This window comes from Bradyrhizobium genosp. A (genome assembly GCF_049949275.1).
In the GTDB taxonomy this organism is placed as follows: domain Bacteria; phylum Pseudomonadota; class Alphaproteobacteria; order Rhizobiales; family Xanthobacteraceae; genus Bradyrhizobium.
This window is the reverse complement of the sequence record NZ_CP188196.1, coordinates 3,092,923-3,113,133: the sequence shown is the minus strand read 5'-3', so window position 1 is coordinate 3,113,133 and position 20,211 is coordinate 3,092,923. Positions and strand designations below refer to the sequence as shown.

10 protein-coding genes are annotated in these 20,211 nt (G+C 57.8%); 3 read left to right on the top strand and 7 right to left on the bottom strand.

Annotated elements, in window-relative coordinates; translation table 11 throughout:
- Positions 1-119: 119 nt before the first annotated feature.
- On the bottom strand, positions 120-959 hold the full coding sequence (locus ACP2YP_RS14310; RefSeq protein WP_426424858.1) for a glycosyltransferase family 2 protein: 840 nt from the start codon (positions 957-959) through the stop codon (positions 120-122).
- Positions 960-1,395: 436 nt separating this feature from the next.
- Positions 1,396-2,835, bottom strand: coding sequence for a calcium-binding protein (locus ACP2YP_RS14305; RefSeq protein ID WP_426424857.1), 1,440 nt, complete (start codon positions 2,833-2,835; stop codon positions 1,396-1,398).
- A gap of 718 nt (positions 2,836-3,553) precedes the next feature.
- On the opposite strand from ACP2YP_RS14305, the gene ACP2YP_RS14300 reads away from it, so the two are divergent.
- Positions 3,554-3,796, top strand: a complete 243-nt coding sequence (locus ACP2YP_RS14300) for a hypothetical protein (protein WP_426424855.1) — start codon at positions 3,554-3,556, stop codon at positions 3,794-3,796.
- Positions 3,797-4,897: 1,101 nt separating this feature from the next.
- A complete protein-coding gene (locus tag ACP2YP_RS14295) occupies positions 4,898-5,248 on the top strand; it encodes a hypothetical protein (RefSeq protein ID WP_426424854.1) in 351 nt (116 codons plus the stop codon).
- A 21-nt stretch (positions 5,249-5,269) separates the two neighbouring features.
- Here ACP2YP_RS14295 and ACP2YP_RS14290 read toward each other — a convergent pair whose 3' ends face one another.
- The 3 genes from ACP2YP_RS14290 to ACP2YP_RS14280 form a co-directional block, all read right to left on the bottom strand.
- Positions 5,270-6,127 (bottom strand): DUF3750 domain-containing protein, encoded by an 858-nt coding sequence (locus ACP2YP_RS14290; protein WP_426424852.1) that lies wholly within the window; start codon positions 6,125-6,127, stop codon positions 5,270-5,272.
- Positions 6,128-6,817: 690 nt separating this feature from the next.
- The gene (locus ACP2YP_RS14285) at positions 6,818-7,237 is read right to left on the bottom strand and encodes an H-NS family nucleoid-associated regulatory protein (protein WP_426424851.1); all 420 of its coding nucleotides are present in this window, start codon (positions 7,235-7,237) and stop codon (positions 6,818-6,820) included.
- Positions 7,238-7,431: 194 nt separating this feature from the next.
- Complete coding sequence (locus ACP2YP_RS14280) at positions 7,432-9,573, bottom strand: type I secretion system permease/ATPase (RefSeq protein ID WP_426424849.1); 2,142 nt, start codon at positions 9,571-9,573, stop codon at positions 7,432-7,434.
- A gap of 214 nt (positions 9,574-9,787) precedes the next feature.
- Between ACP2YP_RS14280 and ACP2YP_RS14275 the strand changes: the two genes are divergently transcribed.
- Positions 9,788-11,221 (top strand): HlyD family type I secretion periplasmic adaptor subunit, encoded by a 1,434-nt coding sequence (locus ACP2YP_RS14275; protein WP_426426151.1) that lies wholly within the window; start codon positions 9,788-9,790, stop codon positions 11,219-11,221.
- Here the strand turns inward: ACP2YP_RS14275 and ACP2YP_RS14270 are convergent.
- Both ACP2YP_RS14270 and ACP2YP_RS14265 read right to left on the bottom strand, forming a co-directional pair.
- Positions 11,160-13,268 carry a caspase family protein gene (locus ACP2YP_RS14270; RefSeq protein ID WP_426424847.1) on the bottom strand — a complete coding sequence of 703 codons (2,109 nt, stop codon included), beginning with the start codon at positions 13,266-13,268 and terminating at the stop codon, positions 11,160-11,162. The two genes, ACP2YP_RS14275 and ACP2YP_RS14270, sit on opposite strands and share 62 nt — an antisense overlap.
- Before the next feature lie 100 nt (positions 13,269-13,368).
- Positions 13,369-20,196, bottom strand: a complete 6,828-nt coding sequence (locus tag ACP2YP_RS14265) for a VPS10 domain-containing protein (protein ID WP_426424846.1) — start codon at positions 20,194-20,196, stop codon at positions 13,369-13,371.
- Positions 20,197-20,211 lie beyond the last annotated feature (15 nt).

Sequence of the window (20,211 nt, the reverse complement as noted above, 5' to 3'; positions counted from 1 at the left end):
TACGAAGCCTCTCCAGAACCGCCTGCGCATACATCCACAGCCTTCCCTCAACGCGGTGCTGTCGCACGTACTCATTGACTTCGAGACCGTCCAGTCTGCAACGAAGTCGAAAGAGGCGACTAGAAGAACAGGAGTATCGTGCGCGCGAAAAGTGCTAACGCATAAAATTCTATTGGTCCGTAATGCCTTCGATAACTGGCCTGCATCTGCCGACGCCCAAACAGCTCGCTCTTTCGTTGCTCTGTTGTCGGGTTCGGGGAATGCATGAGCGAGGGTCCCCCGACACGATAACGAACTGCCGTACGTTCTAGGAAGCGAACGCCGAATGCGCGCATCGCACGAACGTGGAAATCCGCATCCTCCATTAAGCGTATAGATGGATCGAACCCCCCTATCATCTCAACGCATTCGCGCCTGATGATCGACGAACTGCAGACGAGGAGCGCATTGTCAAACAGCATGCGTCCAACGAAAGCCAAACGAGGACCAAATCGCCGACTCAGGGCCGCCTTACGGGCAGCTTCAGCAAAATACTGCTGCTCATGATCGAGCTGTTCCGAGGGCCGCTGCGCGAAAGGCTCTATACGCCCAAAGACGAGGCCGATCGAGGGATCGGTCGCAAATGCGGCTTTCGCTGCGGCGTAGTGCCCATCGACGACGATGTCGTCGTCGTCGAGGAAGTGGATGAATTCACCTCGTGCCAACGGCCACCCGAGGTTGCGGACCACACTCGGGACGCCCCCGGTGGGGCTCGGGTTCTTCACGTAGATTACGCGGGGATCTTGGAAGCTTCGAGCAATGACTTCTGCCGATCCTTCTGGGCTGTCATCTATTACGAGTATCTCGACGGAGACCTCGCGCTGCCCGAGAGCACTGGCGATAGATTCGACCAGTTCGCCAGGCCTACGAAAGGTCGGAATAATCACCGAAAAATCAGGGCGCATCTTCAAATTATGCAATAGGTTAAATCAACGCACTTTATACTGCATATTGCCGCGGATCTCAGCGCATGGCCAATGAAAAACAAGGAGAATGAAATCGCCCGAGATGTGACCGTTCGCGCGCGGGGACGACCCCGGTTACGCGGCCGTATGATTTGGGGTGCCTTGTGCAAGCTCTCGCCCGCGCGGGCGCGTGAACTCCAGGGTCATGTGGGCCAAATCGACGAATTCCAGCAATAACGCGGCTGGCCGCATGAGCAACAGGTGACCGTGGATAAGGCTTCTACCTACGGCGCCTTCTGCAGAGCGGCGCAATCAGGAGCGTTCCGGAAAGGAAACTGCCCCTGAATGGGCAAGCTCTGCAATCGGCTCGACAATCGCGACCACCCGTTCAGTCCATCCAGAACGAGCGTCAAAATCGACCGAGCGACTTGTCCAACGAGGAACGCCCCACCTATGCGAACAGAAAATCCTGGGCTGTGAGCGCAACCTGGCAGTGCACCAGAACGTCACTTCCCGAGGCGAACGTAATGACACTTTGATGGCTCACGGCATCGAATGTAGAGATATTGAGCTGACTGAGGTCATGAATACCCAGCGCGGAAACGTCAATATGGTCGATGCCCCAATTTGATCCCGACTGCCCGCGGACGCCTTGGCCGAAATCCTCGATCGTGTCGTGACCACTGTTGAATTTGAAGACAAAGGTGTCGTTTCCACCTCTGGCGTTTCCAATCATCGTCTGGGCATCACCCCAAATGTCGTCGTTTCCAGAGCCGCTGATCAGCGTGTCATTTCCTCCGCGCGCGTCATCTGACATGGTTTTAGCATCCCCGACGAGAACGCTCCGATAGATCCCGGCAGGTGCGGGCGGCCCATCGCTGCCAACAAGTCTGTCGTCGCCACCATGGGCATTTCCAGACATCGATAGCGCGTCGCCGTAAACCTCATTGGTGCCGAGAACGCCGCCGACGAAGATGTCGTTCCCTCCGGCTGCGTTGCCGCTCATATCTTTGCCGGCATCGCCATAAAACGTGGACACAGATTGCGGGCCGCCGAAGAAACTGTCATCGCCCCCAGTCGCATGGTCGACCATGTTGCCGGCCGTGTCACCATAGAACGTATCCCGCGCCAAAAAACCTGTCTCTCTGAACGTGTCATTGCCGCCGTGGGCGTGCGCGGACATGTCGCCGCCGGCGTTACCGTAGAAGATATTAAGTGCATTCATCGCACTCGTCGTGAATGCGTCGTTGCCACCCACCGACTGGTCGCTCATGCTCCCGCCAGCGTCACCCCAGAAAAAACTGGTCGCGCGACTGCCGCTCGCTGTCAGCGTGTCGTCGCCACCTGCAGCATGGCCGGACATATCGAGGCCCGCGTCACCATATACGATGTTTTGGAGCGCATTGCTCGAGTCTGTGACGGCGTCGTTGCCCCCCTGAGCGTGGCCGCTCATATGTTTCCCAGCATCACCATAGAACGTTAGGTTTAGCGCAGCCGCCGAGCCTTGGAACGTATCATTTCCACCTGACGCAAACCCCGACATATCGCCGGCAGCGTCTCCGTACATCTCATCGGAGCTACCAAAGCTAGAGGCCGACGTTACCACGAAGTGATCGTCGCCTCCGTGGGAATGCGCAAGCATGTCGTTGCCGGCATCACCATAAAAGGTGTCGCTATCCGATGTTGCCGTCGTGAGAAACGTGTCGCTACCGCCGGTAGAGTGTCCCTGAAGATTTATTCCAGCATCGCCGTAAAAGATGTTTATGGAATTCGGAGCGGCCGTGAATTTATCGTTCCCTCCCCTGGCGAAATTGAAGAAACTATCCGCCGCGTCGCCGAAGAAGATGTTTGTCGAATCCGAATTTACCGAAATATTAACATCCGCACCCATTTGGTGGTGACGGAGACTACCGCTTGTAACTGTGGTGCTGGTGAAAAAACCTGCCCCTCGTCGTTTTGCATTACTGGAACGCTCGGCCCAAGGTTGGCCAAAGCGATCGAATTTTAATCGATTGAGATAATCTAGTAAAATATTTGATACGCGATTAGGAAGACGATTTGCGTATTAAGCTCACCGCGAGCCGATATTTAATCTGGGAACCCGCAACTCCAGGTGCTGATGCGCGCAGCATCCCGGATCCGCGATATGGAACCACCGAGACAGTGTCGGCGAGAGAGTCGCGGGCGTTGGAACAACGTCATAGGCAGTCAATCCGTCAGAGCTCGTCCGAATTAGACGACGGCATGCGCTTCAGGCGGGCCAGCCACAGTTCGCGCGAACCGCTGCGCATGCCGGACGAGGCATCCGGCCATCGCTTACCCGCCTGACACATCGCTGAGCGGTCGCTGCATTAACCTGACCGATCAAGCTTACTGCCAGCAGCCGTTTGTACGCTGGGCGTGGTGGCGTAAAATTAGCCGCCACCTCTGACATATCCATCGGAACGCGATCGCAGGGAGTACAGCGTGAAACGCCTACAGGCGCCTTCTGATGACCGGCATTTATTGGATAAGGCGCGGGCGTCCCGGCCGGCGATCAAGACGGCTTGGGCGGTGCTAAGCGCGGCTGCAACGTTTGGCTGGGTCATCGCGATAATCTGGATTGCAGCATGGATAGCGCAGCACCTATTCACTTAGACAGCACCGTAGCCCTGACAATGCCGAACAATATCGAGCCGTCGAAGTCGCCCTGGTATCAAGTCAAGGAAGCCTGCGGCGGATGGAAGATTTTCTCCGACGTCTGGCGAGGCGCCGCGACAGCCGCAACTGAAGATAAGCCAACAATTTTCGTAATTGCTTTAATTCAAAATACTGGCGGGCGAGATATCGAGGTGAGGCCATACGAATCTTGACGCAAATGTTTCGCTGCTGAAATAATGCGGCCGGCCGCCAACGAGCCGAGCCCAGAAACAAAGAAATAATTCTAGACGAGAATAGTACGATCTCGCGCAAAATAATATAAAATTTCTAACTAAAAATTGAGCCATCCTGTCAACACGCGCTCCCGGCAATCCTGAAGAGATAGGCGGCAAGCGGCATCGCGTCCGCAACTACAGCAGGCTGCTGGCTGGCCCTAACCGACGCTTGGAAAATGGCGCCGGCTCTGCGGGGAACTCAATTGCCGCCGCCCGCTGGCGCAAGAGGCAATCAGGCGCATCGGTGTGGTCGCGTTTGCCCGACCGCGGTCTTTGCCTCATCAGCGAGCGCTTAGCAGCAAGATTTCAGGCCCGGCTAGAATGCAAAGGCTTGTGGCCCGGCGCGCCGACTGGCTCGACGTGTGTCAACGACGACAGACCGTTACGCTTCGCCAACGCCGCCCCTGCCAAACGGGCTGGCGGGAACAGCCGCCTTGGTAGCCATAGTATCCATATGGAGCGTAGAGAGGCTTAGGACGATCTTCGATCTGCACCGTGGGAGGCTCCATCCAAAAGAACGGCCCCAATTCGGTTGCTCCCACGGGCTGGGGTGACCCAAATTCAAAAAGCGTGGCTGCTGCAACAAAGGCAATCGCCCCTAGGCACAGTCTGCCAACCGCCCCGACTACCAAGCCTACATGTAGCGATCTGATAATATTGTCTCTTTTAGGCAGGGGCGACATCAAAATCCGGCTCACCAGGAAGCTCCCCGCAATGTGTCGCGCGTGCAGCGCGCTTAAAAAATTTGAATAGCGCTCCGATTTAGGCGATGCAAGCCTCGAAATCCCAAACCGCGGCAAGCCCTGCCCCTAAGAACATATCCGCAGTTCCCTTTGAAGGAACATCGAAAGACCTCCATCGGCTATTCGGCAAATTTCTCCTTTTTTGCGGGGAACCATTCAGGAGTTATTAACTTTGAAAGCTTGGTATCTCGCTCTGGGCGCCGCAAATAAGCTTCGAATCGCAGAGACACTGTCAGAGATAGGAGTTTGGGGCGATATGCTTTGGGTTTGGCTATTCATCGTAAGCACGGTTTTGATGGCCGTGATCATCGCGGGTCGCGCGCATAGCCGATATCTCGACCGCGCCGAGGCAAGGGCCCAATTGGTGATCTTGCCGTTATCGACCGGTGAGTTCCCGGATGGAGGGTCTCAGGCGATCAAAAATGCCGCAACAGCTGTGGTCCCCGTTGCTGTTTTCGTGGGTGAGCGGATCCTGATTTGCAGTGCGCAAGCAGACCAGGCCAACGAAATCTTCAAGCCGCGTAATCGGATAGGTCATATTCCCAGCGCAGCTGAAGCGCCCGACTTATCGAGTGCAGGTAACACTATAAGGAAGTTGAAGGTGCCCGACGACTTTCGCTTCAAAACTTCTTGGAAAGCCTCGTAGCAGCCTACGGGGCTGTTGATCTCACGGCCTCGCCGCGTAAGCACGAGAAGGCTCCCGATCGGGGACGACTTGGCGGTTTCCAAAACCCAAGAATCCGACGCCGGGCAACTTAAAGCTAAATGGGCGGAGATCGACCCCCGCGACCAGAGTGAGCAGGTTAACCTCGACTCCTTCGACGCGGCCAATCTTGATTCCTAGAACGCCATTCACATTTAGTTCGACCCCGGTGTGACTATCTGTCCACCCGAGAAAGACGCCCTTCCTAAAATCCTTTCCGACAGCGGTGGGCGGCAGGGCGGCTCCTAGTTCTGGGACTGCTCGAAAAATCGTGGCCACAAAAGTATTACTGTTTGGTCCCGGCCAAGTTCGGTAATGGCCCGCCGTCGCTGGATAGGCCTCGATCGCCTTTTCGATTTTTGGAATCATCCTTTCGGCGGCGGCGCCCTCGACGCTCACAATTATTTCAGGCACTTTTCCGAACCATCTTCCATCCGGGGCAAATCTGTTCAGCGACGGCTGATTGTCCAGCCACTCACCATTGATAGCACCAGTAGAGTCTCGGCTGGCGAAACCGAGAACCTCACAGCGCATCCAGGCAGAAGGTCCCTGGTGCTTGTACACGATCCAGCTATGAGTAAGGAACCTTCCGGGCGAGCCAGACAGAGGAACCGACATGACAAGAACGTGGGCGGCAGGTTCCGCGTCAGCCGCCGGAATCAGGCTTGCGCTCGCCATATCCGCTACTTCCACGCCTGCGATAGCGGGCGTCAGGAGGCGGTCCCATAGCGCCAAGCTCGCCTGCAGGGACACCGGCAGCACATAGAAAACAACAATCAAGACAGAAATGATTTTCAAAAGACGCACAAAAACTGCTCGCATTTAACCTCGCCATAGATTTCACTATACCGTTAAATGCAAAATGCTGACCAAGTCCAGATAGCTCGCAGTGGTTAGTCACGATTAACCGCGTGAAACGGACTGCTGGCCCACTAGTAGCGCGGGAACTCTGGCCGTCGTTTCCAGGGATGGGCGGCCCCGTTGGGGTGGTCCAATCCCGAAAGGATCTTGCCGTTAGGTAAAAAAGACGAAAATTTTAGAGAGGCTACATATTTACGAACGCTGCCTTAATATCTGGTAACGTATGCGAGTGTTTTTGACAAATTCAACGATGTAGTGAGTTTTTTGACGTGTCGATCGTCACTTTTGACCAGTAAGCTTCCTTATCGGGAACTAATTTCATGAGCAGACTACTTCGTTCAGACAATTGCAAAAGCAGCGGCGGAATTGCGCTAGAAGATCTTTCCGCGAAATATGAAGAACTGCTTAAGTTGCGGCAACGGGTCAAGATTGCTGAATGCGGGCGCGCGATTGGCCCGGCCCGATTGACCAGTCTAACCCACGATCAACTTCACTCGCCGAGAATGAATTAACCTGCCACCACAACGAATCGGCCTCCAGCGGAGGCGTCTTGTCCGTTAACGGAACAAACCAGCGGCCAAAATCCGATTCATTTTCGGGGACCGTGTTACAAGGGGCTTGGCGCAAGCAGCGCAAAACTCGCACCCCGACTCAAGCATGCGAACTATGGCTCCTGCGACGTCTCTCGCTCGTCTTGCGCTTGCCGGCCCTGGACGCATCAATAACAAATTCATCGATTGTGCATCCGGTCTTCAGGGCTGCCACCAACCAGCGCGGCTGCTTCCCCCTTCCCGACCAGGTCTCGCTGACATTCTTTGGATTGCGGTATTTCGGAAGCACCTTTGGATATTTTCGGCGTGTCCGCGGAACCGTATCGATTGCGTGCAAGCCCGACGAGGCCGCCTTGCGCATATCGTCTTCACGGCGGAGTTGAGCCAAACGCTTTTCGAGTTCCTGTTTTTCGGTCGTCAGCCTGATCGACAGAATGCGGCTGATCTCTTCGTGAAGGTGCCACATTTCATCGACTGACATACTTTCCAAATTCAACTTTTGTGCGATTGAATTTGCCATAAACGCTCCAGTTGCAATGATTCGCGCCTTTGAGGAGCGATGACTAGGTGTGTTTAGGTGCCCTCTCGGGTTTCCTCAAGGGATTTATCTCATCCGCTGGAAATGACCGCCACAACCACAGCGAGCAAAACCCCTTATCTGTCAACGATTAGAGCCAGACTGTGCGCAAACCATGGCGATAGCCGCGATTAATGCTACCGAACTTCGTGAATATCGGCCTGGACGCGGTGAAGCGTCGCATATCGTCCGCCCGTACGCAGGAGTTCGTCGTGGGTGCCGTCTTCCACCAAAAGCCCACGCTCGATAGTGAATATTCGATCACTGCGCCGGACGGTCGATAGACGATGCGCGATAATAAACACCGTTCGACCCTGGGCGATACTCCGCATATTGTCTTGAATGACGCGCTCGCTCTCGTAGTCCAGAGCGCTCGTAGCTTCGTCAAAGATCAGAATCCGAGGATTCGTTACGAGCGCCCGAGCTATCGCAATGCGCTGCCGTTGGCCACCCGACAGGCTGGCTCCGCGCTCGCCGACGACCGTGTCATAGCCTTCTGGCAGTTCCAGTATGAAATCATGAGCCCCCGCAAGCCTTGCCGCTTCTACGATTTGTTCGATAGGCATACCCGGATCAGATAACGCAATATTTGCGCGAATGGATTGGTTGAAGAGGACGTTTTCTTGCAGGACCGCACCGACCTGGCGCCGCAACCAGGACGTGTCAATCATTGACAAATCAACTCCGTCAATGAGCACGCGGCCGCTCTCGGGGATAAACAAGCGCTGAATGAGTTTCGCAACTGTACTCTTGCCGGAGCCGGAAGGACCAACAATACCGATAACCTGCCCGGCAGACACCTTAAAGCTGACGCCGCGCAAAACTTCTGGTCCATCTATGCGATACCGAAAAACGACGTCATCGAAAACCACATCTCCCCGTATCGAGGGCAGCGCTGTACGAGCTGGGTTGAACTTGGGCTCTGGAGTCGTATTAAGGATATCTCCCAGACGATCTACGGACAGTCTGGCTTGATGGAAATCCTGCCAGATCTGAACAAGGCGCAATACCGGCTGACTCACTCGTCCCGCAAACATATTGAAAGCTACTAGTTCGCCGACGGTCAGGTCCCCGGAGATGACAAGGCGGGCGCCGAAATACAAAATTCCCGCCATGACCACTTTGTTTACGAACTGAACGCTGTTGCTAGCGGTGTTGCCCAAGCGCAGAACCCTGAAACTTGCCGCTACATAGGCGGCAAGTTGCTCTTCCCAACGCCTTTGCATCTGGGGCTCGACGGCCATGGCCTTGAGCGTATCCACTCCGTTTACACATTCGACCAGGAAAGCCTGATTTTCAGCTCCGCGTTTAAACTTCTCATCAAGCAGCCGCCGAAATCGCGGCGTGGTCCCAACAGAAATTGCGACGTAAACCGGTAGTCCGGCGAACACGATGCCAGTCAACAAAGGCGAGTAGACCAGCATGACGCCGAGAAAAACCAGGGTGAAAAGCAGGTCGATGACCAAGGTCAGCGCAGAGCTCGTGAGAAACGTTCGGATGCTTTCGAGTTCGCGCACCCTTGCTACAGAATCACCAACTCGCCGGGCTTGAAAATAAGCGGTAGGCAGCGCAAGCAGATGCTGGAACAGCCTCGCTCCGAGTTCGACGTCGATTCGATTGGTCGCGTGGGAGAAGAGATAGGTCCGCAACGCGCTAAGAATGGTTTCGAATAGCCCTATTCCAATCAGGCCTATTGCGAGCACGTCGAGCGTACTGAGACTGCGGTGTGCGAGGACTTTGTCGATGACCGCCTGAAAGAACATGGGCGACGCAAGCCCAAGTACCTGCAGGAAGAGAGACGCGACGAGCACTTCGCCCAGTTGGTAACGATATTTGTGGATCGCACCCAAGAACCAGGTCAAATCGAAGCGGCGTGTCAACGCCGTCAGATCGGCCCGCCTCGTCATCAAAACGATGCGCCCGTCCCAAATCGCCTCGAAGTCGGCCTTCGTCAGCAATTCGGGACGCGGCGTTTTGGCAGACTGGGCAACGATCTTGTCGTCGCCGATCTTCCCGAGCAGAAGAAAGCTGCCATCCTTGAGCGCCGCAATGGCCGGTAAGGGGGTACGCAGCAGTCGCACCCAATTCACCTTTAACTCACGAGCCTTGAGGCCAAATTCCTTGGCGCAGCGGACCATATCGGCGGTATCGATCGCTCCCGTGCCACAATGGTGCCGAATCTGTTCGGGGCTGGCGCTGACACCGTGAAACCGCAACAGCATCGCTAGCGTCACGAAGCCTGGATCACTCGGCACAGGAATTTCTGAACCATCCGTCATTAAATTGTCCCGATTCTAGCCATTTTAGCTGCTGAAGCGCCGCAACTGGCAGCCCCAGTATAGCGCCGCGGTAGCGTTTGATTTATTAACCGAATGGGGCAAGGGCTTGGCGCTTTATATTCGACCATTTTATCCCCGACCAAAGGGAAGATTTACTGTCTGCAGCCAAGCTGGGCGGTATTAACGCGCCTCGAAGTTGAGCGCCCTCTTGAGCATGGATTCGATGGAGCCGGCAAGAAAAGTAATCCCCTTTTTGGCGCCGAGCAGGACGCGGGGTTCCGAAGAACTGGAATTCCTGCCTGCCGCGCTTGAGATCGTCGAAACACCCCCCTCGCCCCTTGGCCGGGCCGTTGGGGTGACGATCATAACGATGCTATTACTCGGCTTGGGCTGGTCAGTTTTGGGCCATGTGGATGTCGTGGCGACAGCGACCGGAAAGGTCATACCTACGGGTCGGAGTAAGGTGATCCAACCCTTCGAGACTGGTGTCGTACGCGCTATTAAGGTTGTTGACGGTCAGTTTGTCGCGGCTGGCGCCCTTTTGATCGAGCTTGATCCCACCATCAATGAAGGTGAGATCAACCACTTAAAGAGTGATTTGCAATCCGCACAGCTAGACATTGCCCGTTTGCGAGCTGCACTCGCGGACACGGATGATCCGCTGACCGCATTTCGCCCCCCGGAGGGGGCGAGCAAGACGCTTGTTGCAATGCAGCGTCAATTCCTGCTTGCGCAGGTATCTGAGCACCGAGCGAAGATCGCTTCCCTAGACGGACAGCGAGAGCAGAAGGAGGCCGAACTTGGGACGATTTCGGCGTCCGTTGGCAAACTCGAGGCCGTCATTCCGACGATCGAGGAGCGCGTCAACATTCGGAAATCCCTCAGCGAGTACGGTTCCAGACTTCAGTACTTCGAGGTGCTACAGCAGTTGACCGATAGCCAGCAGGAAAGGCTGGTTCAGAAAAGTCGTGCCAAGGAGACTGAGGCCGCTATTGCTGCTCTGATCGAAACACGCAGTCAGACCCGGGCCGAGCATCGCAGAACCTTACTAGCCGACTTGACAGAGGCTGAGCGCAAGGCCGGCGGCCTGGAGGCCGACCTGTCCAAGGCGGAGCAACGCGCCAAACTTCAACTGCTGACCGCCCCCGTATCGGGCACCGTTCAGCAATCGGCGGTCCACACGATCGGCGGCGTGGTGACGCCCGCCCAGACTCTGATGGTTATTGTGCCGAGCGACAGCCAGATCGAGATCGAAGCGACGATCAATAATCGCGATATCGGCTTCATCCATACTGGCGATCCTGTGGAGATCAAGGTCGATACATTCGACTTCACGAGGTATGGTCTCCTGAGAGGCAAGGTGCGGACGATTTCCTCCGACTCGGTTGCGCGCGACTCGAACGACAGGCCCAACGAACGGCCCCCGGCGGGCGCTGCCGCCGGAACCAGCGAGCCCCGTGGCCAAGAGCTCAACTACGTAGCGCGAATCTCGGTCGAAAATCCTCAGCTCAAGGTCGAGGACAAGCTTGTGAATTTGTCTCCCGGCATGGCCGTAACTGCCGAGATCAAAACTGGGTCGCGCCGGATTATTGGCTACCTGCTGTCACCCCTGATGAAGTACCGGCAGGAGAGCCTGCGCGAGCGGTAGTCGGCCTCGAAATCGAAGCAGGGTTGGAGGAGTGTGGCTTCAGCGGGGCTAGTCTACCAGTCGTTTGGGACGGCTGAGCTGATCCACCAAGAGCGAGCGAAGGGGCAGTTTGTCGCCTAGTCTGTGGCACCGATGACGTGAACACAGAAGACATTGCCCGGTTGGGCACCAAGCTATGCGCAAGCTTAAGCGGTCGCACAGGCGGTAATGGGATAGCTCCTTCCGGCGTCAACATGACCCACCGTCGCCCCTTATGCGCTAGCCCCGTGGGGATCGGTAAGGCCGGAGCCGGATGCGGCAAGGCTCCCGTCCATGACGGTTCGAGCTCCGTTTGCATGATCCGATCCGACGGTATCGGCTCCTGGCTGGCCCAGCCAGGCAACTTGGCTGGATCGGGAACTGCGTCCGCACTAGCGATCGCAGTTGCCGCGCGAGACGGATCCAAATTCGCCCAAAAGGGCAGTTTGATCGGGACAGCAAGGCCAGACACCTGTGGAATCGCTGGCACGACACCCTCGTCGTCTGGCCCGCTGGTCAGCCCCGCCTTCGCAGCAACGGAAGATGGCCGAGCCGATGGCAGATCGGCCTTAATCGGGTGATCGTCAATTGACGGCCTCATCTGTGCCGTATCGAAATCAAGGGAGCTATCACGCTGTCCAGCGCGGGGGAGCGCTTCGGGGCGGCCCGGCATGGGCACCGGTATCGTCACCGGGAAATCATTCGCAGCAGAAGGAGCTGCCGCGGACCGAAAAGCAAATTCCGGTGGATCTCCTATGATTTCGCGCAGTCCCGCTTCTGGCTCAGGCAAGAATGCGGCGTCGGCAAGGAACGGTACACGCCGTCCGCTATAATCGAGCTCGTCTGGTAGCGGCGAGGGGATGTCGTATTCCACCCTCCTGAATTTGGCAGGCGCCGCAATCGATGCGCCGAGCTTCTCAAGACGGCGACGAGCATCCATTCCATGGGCACCGTTCGGATATCGCTCCAGATAGGTCCAGTAGGCCTCCCGTACATCTGCTCGGCAGGTCCGGTGCCAGGTAATCGCCTCGCGCCGCACCGCGAGCATTGCCAGAACCCGCTTGCCCAGCGGGTCACGCCGATGGTCCGCAAGGAAATCGGCATACGCGTCAAAATTGTCTCGTATCAGGGCTGCCAAGTAGGCTTCTTGCGGGCCAAGACTGGCCATTGCCTGAGAACGTACCCATGCTTCACGCTCCAGCGAATGAGCGTGTTGCAATTGGTCAACAGAGCGCTCAACGAGCACAGGCTGTTGGTCGAAATTTGAACTGTACCAAGCCACCTGCGCACCTCTTGTCAATTCATGGACGCGCAGGCGGACACGAAGAAAAGTTTCGGCTACAGTAAAGCCCGCCTCGTTGATCATCTCGGCAACCGCTCTTGCGTAGGGGCCATAGCCTTGCGTTGCGTCCGCCGAGAACATCCCGGGCGCCGCGTTGAATGCAACCAGGGTATTAGCCTCAGGCTCGAGCCAGGCAAGCCCAGCGGCAAGCGGCACAGCGTCAAGAACAGACGGAGTCTGTCGGGCGGCGTCGATAATTACGATCGAAGCTTTCGATTGAAGCGCGGCCAGCCTGTGCATGAAGTCGGAAAGCCGCAAACCATAACGGGGCAGATCTGACGCTACCGCAATTCTCGCGTCGACTGGCAGGAGATAATTCTCGCATTCGAGCTGCAAGCCATACCCAGCAAAGTACACTAGAGCGACCGAACCCGGGCCTGCCTTCCTAAGCATTTCCAAAAACTCACTAAAGACTTGGCTCAGTGCGTCTTGTTTCAAATCGCGGACATGAACGACCTCAAACCCTGCGGCCTGCAGCGTTCGCGCGATCAGCTCGGCGTCATTTGCCGGCGTGGCAAGCCGGTGGGCCTCGTAAGATGCGTTCCCAACGACAAGCGCAAAGCGCCTCTCAGACACAGTCGCACCCGCCGGTCGCTGCGCCCCAGCGACAAGAAAAAAAACCAGCAGAAACAATACTTTTAAATATGGACGCATATTCGCTGTTAAATGCCTGACAGGCCGAAGCATTGCTTTAAACGAAATTAACCGCAAGCGGCCTGTCGAGTTTGTCGACTAGCTCAATGGGCTAACCCGAACGGCTGCCCTCAATGGCATGAGGTGCAGCGCATCAGGACAGCGAGCTTTGATAGTGCTGGGCAATTGCTGACGTCGCCACCTGGAAGGCCGGATTGACAGCACCAATCTCGGAAATCCCGGTGTTGCCCGACGTCCCGGCATCGAAGGGCGAGGACGGAAACGCCGATGCGTTAAGTTGCGACCACAAGGCGAGCTTTGAGTCGATCGAATCGAGCCAGCCCGAGGTTGTATCCGAGCTAGACGCCAGAGCTTCGCTGCCCCGATCAGCGGGAAGCGGAGGATCTACGAGCAGTGTGCCACCATTCCCATCGCTTGATACGATGAAGTTGCCCAGCGAATAGTTGCCGCTAAGAGCGAATTTCGCGATGTTAGTTCCGTCACTCACGCTAAGCTTTCCAGGTGAATTGTTCCCGGTATAGCTGACGGTCGCGCCGGCACCGGCGGTAACGTCGCGCAGATCGATGAAATTGGTGGTTGTAAGCTGACCGCCCAAGCTGCCGCTAAATTTTGTCGATTGGTCGAGCACAAGCTTACCAGTTGCACCCGCAAAGCTTACGGTGCCGGAATATGCCCCCACAAGCTCCACAGTTGCCCCGCTGCCGACAGTCAACGAGTTTGCGCCAATGATTGTCCCGCTGCCCGACAGAACGATTACTCCGTCGCCATTGAGATCCTGGTGGAAGGTGGCCTCCAACCCCTGCAGCGTCGCATTACTGCCCGCTACGCTATCGACCAGAGTTGAAAGATAGCGGCCGTTGCTATCGGTACTCCAGACCGTATAGGCCCCGCTCGTGGACTTCCAGGCGACGTCATAGCCTGTGGCGGTCTGCTCGGCACCGATCACCGACCAACCGTTGAAGCTGGTGGGCTGAGCATTCGCGCCTTGAATAGTCAGTATGGGCCCTGTGCCGGTGCTGACGTTCAGCAGATAGTAGTTGTTTCCGCTCACCACCACTTCGGTCGAGCCGAAAGCCTCAATCACGGTGCCTGCACCGATCATGCCGTCGCCATTGAGATCCTGGTGGAAGGTGGGTTCCAACGCCTGCAGCGTCGCGTCACTGCCCGCTACGCTATCGACCAGAGTTGAAAGATAGCGGCCGTTGCTATCGGTACTCCAGACCGTATAGACCCCGCTCGTGGACTTCCAGGCGACGTCATAGCCTGTGGCGGTCTGTTCGGCACCGATCACCGACCAACCACTGAAGCTGGTCGGCTGAGCATTCGCGCCCTGAATAGTCAGTATGGGCCCTGTGCCGGTGCTGACGTTCAGCAGATAGTAGTTGTTTCCGCTCACCACCACTTCGGTCGAGCCGAAAGCCTCAATCACGGTGCCTCCGGCTGGAGCAGCGACGACGAGGTTCGGAAGACTTGTCAATGCGCCCGATAGATTGGCCGAGTTTCCCGCCGTGTCCTGGATCGTAGCCCCGTTCGAAACGATTTGGGTTATTGCGAGTGCTGGGACAGTGCTGTCGCTCGATCCGACAATATAGCTGAAGGTCAGTGCATTGCTGCCCGAGCCCCCCGTATAGGTCGCGACGCCTCCGTCGTTCAGCGTCAGCGTTGGCCTGCCGCCTGCGACCGTCACCGCCTCGCTCAGGTTTAGCGTCAGCGTCACGACGCTGCCTATTCCGATCGTACCGCTGCCCGAGGTGATCCCCGTGCCCGAGGCTGCCACCGACGACACCGTCGGCGCCGTGGTGTCGATCGCCGGGCTGCCTTGGGCGATACCGGCGAGCGACAGGTTGGCGCCGTTGCTGGCACCGTCCACCACCGTGGCGCCGTTCAGGTTGAAGGTCGACACCATCAGGTCGGGAGTGTTCTGACCAGCCACTACTGTATAGTTGAAGGTCAGCGCATTTGTCCCGGAACCGCTGACATAAGTGGCGGTGCCGCCATCGTTGAGCGCCAGCGTCGGGCTTCCGCCGGTCGTGTTGAGCGTCACCGCTTCGCTCATGGTGATCGTGTAGGTGACGAGTTTGCCAGCGTTCAGAGAGCCGCTCGAAGGCGTTTCAGAAATCGTGCTGACCGTCGGCGCCGTGGTGTCGATCTGCAGCGTGCCGGACGGGTTCTTCACCGCGCCGGCCAGGTTGGCGGCATTGCCGGCAGCGTCCTTGACGGTGGCAGAGTTGAGGTTGACCGCCGTCACCGTCAGGTCGGGCGTGTTCTGGCCGGCTGCAACCGTGTAGCTGAACGTCAGTGCACTGCTGCCGGAGCCGCCGCTATAGGTCGCGACGCCGCCGTCGTTCAGCGTCAGCGTCGGCGTCCCGCCGGCCACCGTCACCGCCTCGCTCAGGTTCACCGTCAGCGTCACCACCTTGCCGGCATTGAGATCGCCGCTGCCGGAGGTGATGCCGGTGCCAGAGGCCGCCACCGACGACACCGTCGGCGCCGTGGTGTCGATCTGCAGCGTGCCGGACGGGTTCTTCACCGCGCCGGCCAGGTTGGCGGCATTGCCGGCAGCGTCCTTGACGGTGGCAGAGTTGAGGTTGACCGCCGTCACCGTCAGGTCGGGCGTGTTCTGGCCGGCTGCAACCGTGTAGCTGAACGTCAGTGCACTGCTGCCGGAGCCGCCGCTATAGGTCGCGACGCCGCCGTCGTTCAGCGTCAGCGTCGGCGTCCCGCCGGCCACCGTCACCGCCTCGCTCAGGTTCACCGTCAGCGTCACCACCTTGCCGGCATTGAGATCGCCGCTGCCGGAGGTGATGCCGGTGCCAGAGGCCGCCACCGACGACACCGTCGGCGCCGTCGGCGCCGTGGTGTCGATCTGCAGCGTGCCGGACGGGTTCGTCACCGCGCCGGCCAGGTTGGCGGCATTGCCGGCAGCGTCCTTGACGGTGGCCGAATTGAGGTTGACCGCCGTCACCGCCAGGTCGGGCGTGTTCTGGCCGGCTGCAACCGTGTAGCTGAACGTCAGTGCACTGCTGCCGGAGCCGCCGCTATAGGTCGCGACGCCGCCGTCGTTCAGCGTCAGCGTTGGCCTGCCGCCTGCGACCGTCACCGCCTCGCTCAGGTTTAGCGTCAGCGTCACGACGCTGCCTATTCCGATCGTACCGCTGCCCGAGGTGATCCCCGTGCCCGAGGCTGCCACCGACGACACCGTCGGCGCCGTGGTGTCGATCGCCGGGCTGCCTTGGGCGATACCGGCGAGCGACAGGTTGGCGCCGTTGCTGGCACCGTCCACCACCGTGGCGCCGTTCAGGTTGAAGGTCGACACCATCAGGTCGGGAGTGTTCTGACCAGCCACTACTGTATAGTTGAAGGTCAGCGCATTTGTCCCGGAACCGCTGACATAAGTGGCGGTGCCGCCATCGTTGAGCGCCAGCGTCGGGCTTCCGCCGGTCGTGTTGAGCGTCACCGCTTCGCTCATGGTGATCGTGTAGGTGACGAGTTTGCCAGCGTTCAGAGAGCCGCTCGAAGGCGTTTCAGAAATCGTGCTGACCGTCGGCGCCGTGGTGTCGATCTGCAGCGTGCCGGACGGGTTCTTCACCGCGCCGGCCAGGTTGGCGGCATTGCCGGCAGCGTCCTTGACGGTGGCAGAGTTGAGGTTGACCGCCGTCACCGTCAGGTCGGGCGTGTTCTGGCCGGCTGCAACCGTGTAGCTGAACGTCAGTGCACTGCTGCCGGAGCCGCCGCTATAGGTCGCGACGCCGCCGTCGTTCAGCGTCAGCGTCGGCGTCCCGCCGGCCACCGTCACCGCCTCGCTCAGGTTCACCGTCAGCGTCACCACCTTGCCGGCATTGAGATCGCCGCTGCCGGAGGTGATGCCGGTGCCAGAGGCCGCCACCGACGACACCGTCGGCGCCGTGGTGTCGATCTGGGGTCCTGCCTGGGTGATGGCCGTAAGCGACAAATTGGCAGCATTGCCGCTGCTGTCCGAGACCTTCGCCCCGTTAAGATTGACGGCGGTCGCCGACAGCAACGCGGTATTCTGCCCTGCCGCAACCGTGTAGCTGAAGGTCAGCGCACCGGTGCCCGAGCCACCCGTATAGGTCGCAACGCCCCCGTCGTTCAGCGTCAGCGTCGGCGTACCACCCGCAACCGTCACCGAGGAACTCAGATTGAGTGTCAGGGTGACGGCATTTCCAGCATTCAGATTGCCCGTCGAGGGCGTCTCCGCGATCGAACTGATGTGGGCAGACGTCGACGTAGACGCTGTCAGAACCGCGTAACCTGACCCCATAAACCCGACGTAGACCTGACCGAAAATAGTGGGATCGCCGGCGATGGTCTTGATGTTGTCCAGACTACTGTTGGGATAGGTTCCCATTTGCGTCCAGGATTGCGCATTGTCTACCGATTGCCAGATGCCGTAGACGTTGTTGACATAGCCTACAATATAAACTGCGGGATACCCGCCAGGCGTGGCCGATGCACCGAATCCGAAGCAAGTAACGTCCAATACGTTCGCGACGGGCTTCCACGTGGTTCCGCCATCCGTGGACCGCATGAACGGATAGTTCGGCATATAGCCGCTTTGATTTCCGCCCGTGAAAAAGAGGTTACTGGCCTCTCCGGGAACCGACATCAACTCATTGTTGAAAGTCGTAAATGGCGAAATGTACCCGTTCCACTGCGAACCAAATCCGTCATTTCCACTGTAGGCCTGCGTCCACGACGCACCGCCGTCGGTGCTGCGATAGACGCCGTGGCCGGCATAGTAGAGATAGAACGTGTTGGCCAGCACGCGATCGGCGGTGATGGAGCGTTCGTCGAGATAAGAAGATCCTTCGAAGGTCGACCAGTCTGTAACCCCCGGAAGGGTTACCGCCTTCCAGGTCGCTCCGCCGTCAAGCGTATAATAGGGCTGCACACCATTGGCCGGCGCCAGAACAATGTTCTGTGGCGTACTCGCCGCGATCGTTCCGCCGTTCGCTTGCGCAGGAAATGTAGGAAGGCTGGCGAAACTGTTCCAAGTCTGGCCACCGTCAGTCGAGTAGACGGCTTTGCCGTAGTTCAACAGACCCGTCACGAAATTTGTATTCGACGATGCGTAGTCGACTGACCAGCCCGCATCAATGTTCACACTGGCGACGGGACCGTAAGTCGACGGGTAGCTGTTGATATCGCTGACATAGAAGAACGGCCGATCCCACGACGCCAAAACCGGATGCCCGCCCGTGGGAACGATGATCTGATTGGCGACGAGCTGCTCGATCCCGAGGCTTTGATCGTTCCAAGTGACAGAAGTATTCCAATTCAAACCGGTTGTTGGAACAGTCGCATTCCAAACGCCGGTACCTGCCGACGCGATAATCTGGTTCGGAACGAGTGGGTTAAATACTACCCCGCCAACGCAAAGGAAATTGCCGCTTGTGGCCGTATTTCCTGCCTGCAGCCACGGAATATCCGTCGAGCTGACTCCATTACTGGACCAGTCGACGCCGCTCCAGCTTGTCCCGCCATCATAGCTGACGCTCAGATAACCGGCCGGAGAGACCGCAACGATCTCGTTGGCATTATTCGGATTAACCGCAACAGCCTGAATCCCGGCGCCACCCATGCCGGTCGACGATTGAGTCCAAGCACCGCCGGAATACCGCCAGAGGTTTTGGCCGTCTGTAGCGAAATAGGCGCCAGTTGGCGAGACAGCGGCATTAACGACAGTCGTCGGCCCACCTGTCAGCAGCTTCCAGGATGCCCCGCCATTCGTACTCAAATAAACGCCGTTGCCATTGCTCTCGGCGAAGATGGTTTGCGTGACACCGCCAACAACCCCGCCAACAGCGGGATCAAACAGAATGCCAGTGAGGCCACTCTCGGCTGACGCCGATGGGACTTGACTGACCTGCTGCCAGGTCACGCCGCCATCTTTCGTGACCCAAAGGCCGTTCGATGGCGTACCAACGTAGACTATGTTTGGGTTGCTCGGATCAATGGCCATCTTCTGCCCGTACTGGGCATAGGCGTCATTAGGGTTCGCACTGACCTGAGCGAACGATGTCTGTGTCCAAGTCGTACCCCGGTCCGTGCTCTTGAACACGTAACCGTCGTACATCATGTAAAATATTTGGGTGTTGCTGTTCGCAATCTGGATCTCGTAAACACCCTGACCTAGCGTCTGGTTATTCTGGTTTGCCGAGACAAAAGCGGTTGGCAAGCTGTTGGCGGTTACCAGCTGCTCCCACTGGCTTCCATTCCAAAGATAGGCCCCGTAAGTGTCGGTCCTCCCGACCACCGTGCCATCAGAGGCAATGTCGAGGTTGCGGACCCAACCGCCCGCCCCAACTTTTAGCGTTTCCCAAGTCCCGGAGGCCACTGGATCGACGACAATCGTCCCACCATTCACATCACTCGACATGGTCCATGTCGATGAAAGGTAGTCGCCCTGCAGCGAGATGCTTGCGGCATTGATTCCGTCGGTAATCGTCAGCTTACCGCCGTCATGATCGCCCAAGAACGTCACCTTCGTCTGGGCGCCGAAGCTGATATCGGCAAAGTCGATAGCGTCCTCTCCCATCAGGCCCGTGATGGTCCCGGTGAAGGCAAGAGAATGATCAATCTTGAGAGTACCGGTCGAACCCAGGAATGTGACAGACTGCGTACCAGCGCCGTTAATTTCGACGCTACCGCCCTCAACGATACTAACCGCAGGTTCAACGACCCCGGTTGGCGCAACTGCTGAAGCCGCTGCGCGCTCGGTCGAAGCTTTCTCGCCGTCAACACGCGACGGAGATACCTCAACCTGGCGCTCGAAAGCCAGTAGAGCCGGGTCGACTTCAAATGCAGCCGACAGCCCCCGGGTCACCGAGTACGAGTCAGCAGCATCGCTATCCAGGAGAAAATCCGCCCGGCGCTTAGTGAAATTGGTGAATGGTATCCTTACCACGATGTCCCCTCGATGGATCAGGCCAAATTGCAAGCGGTATCGCTCGCA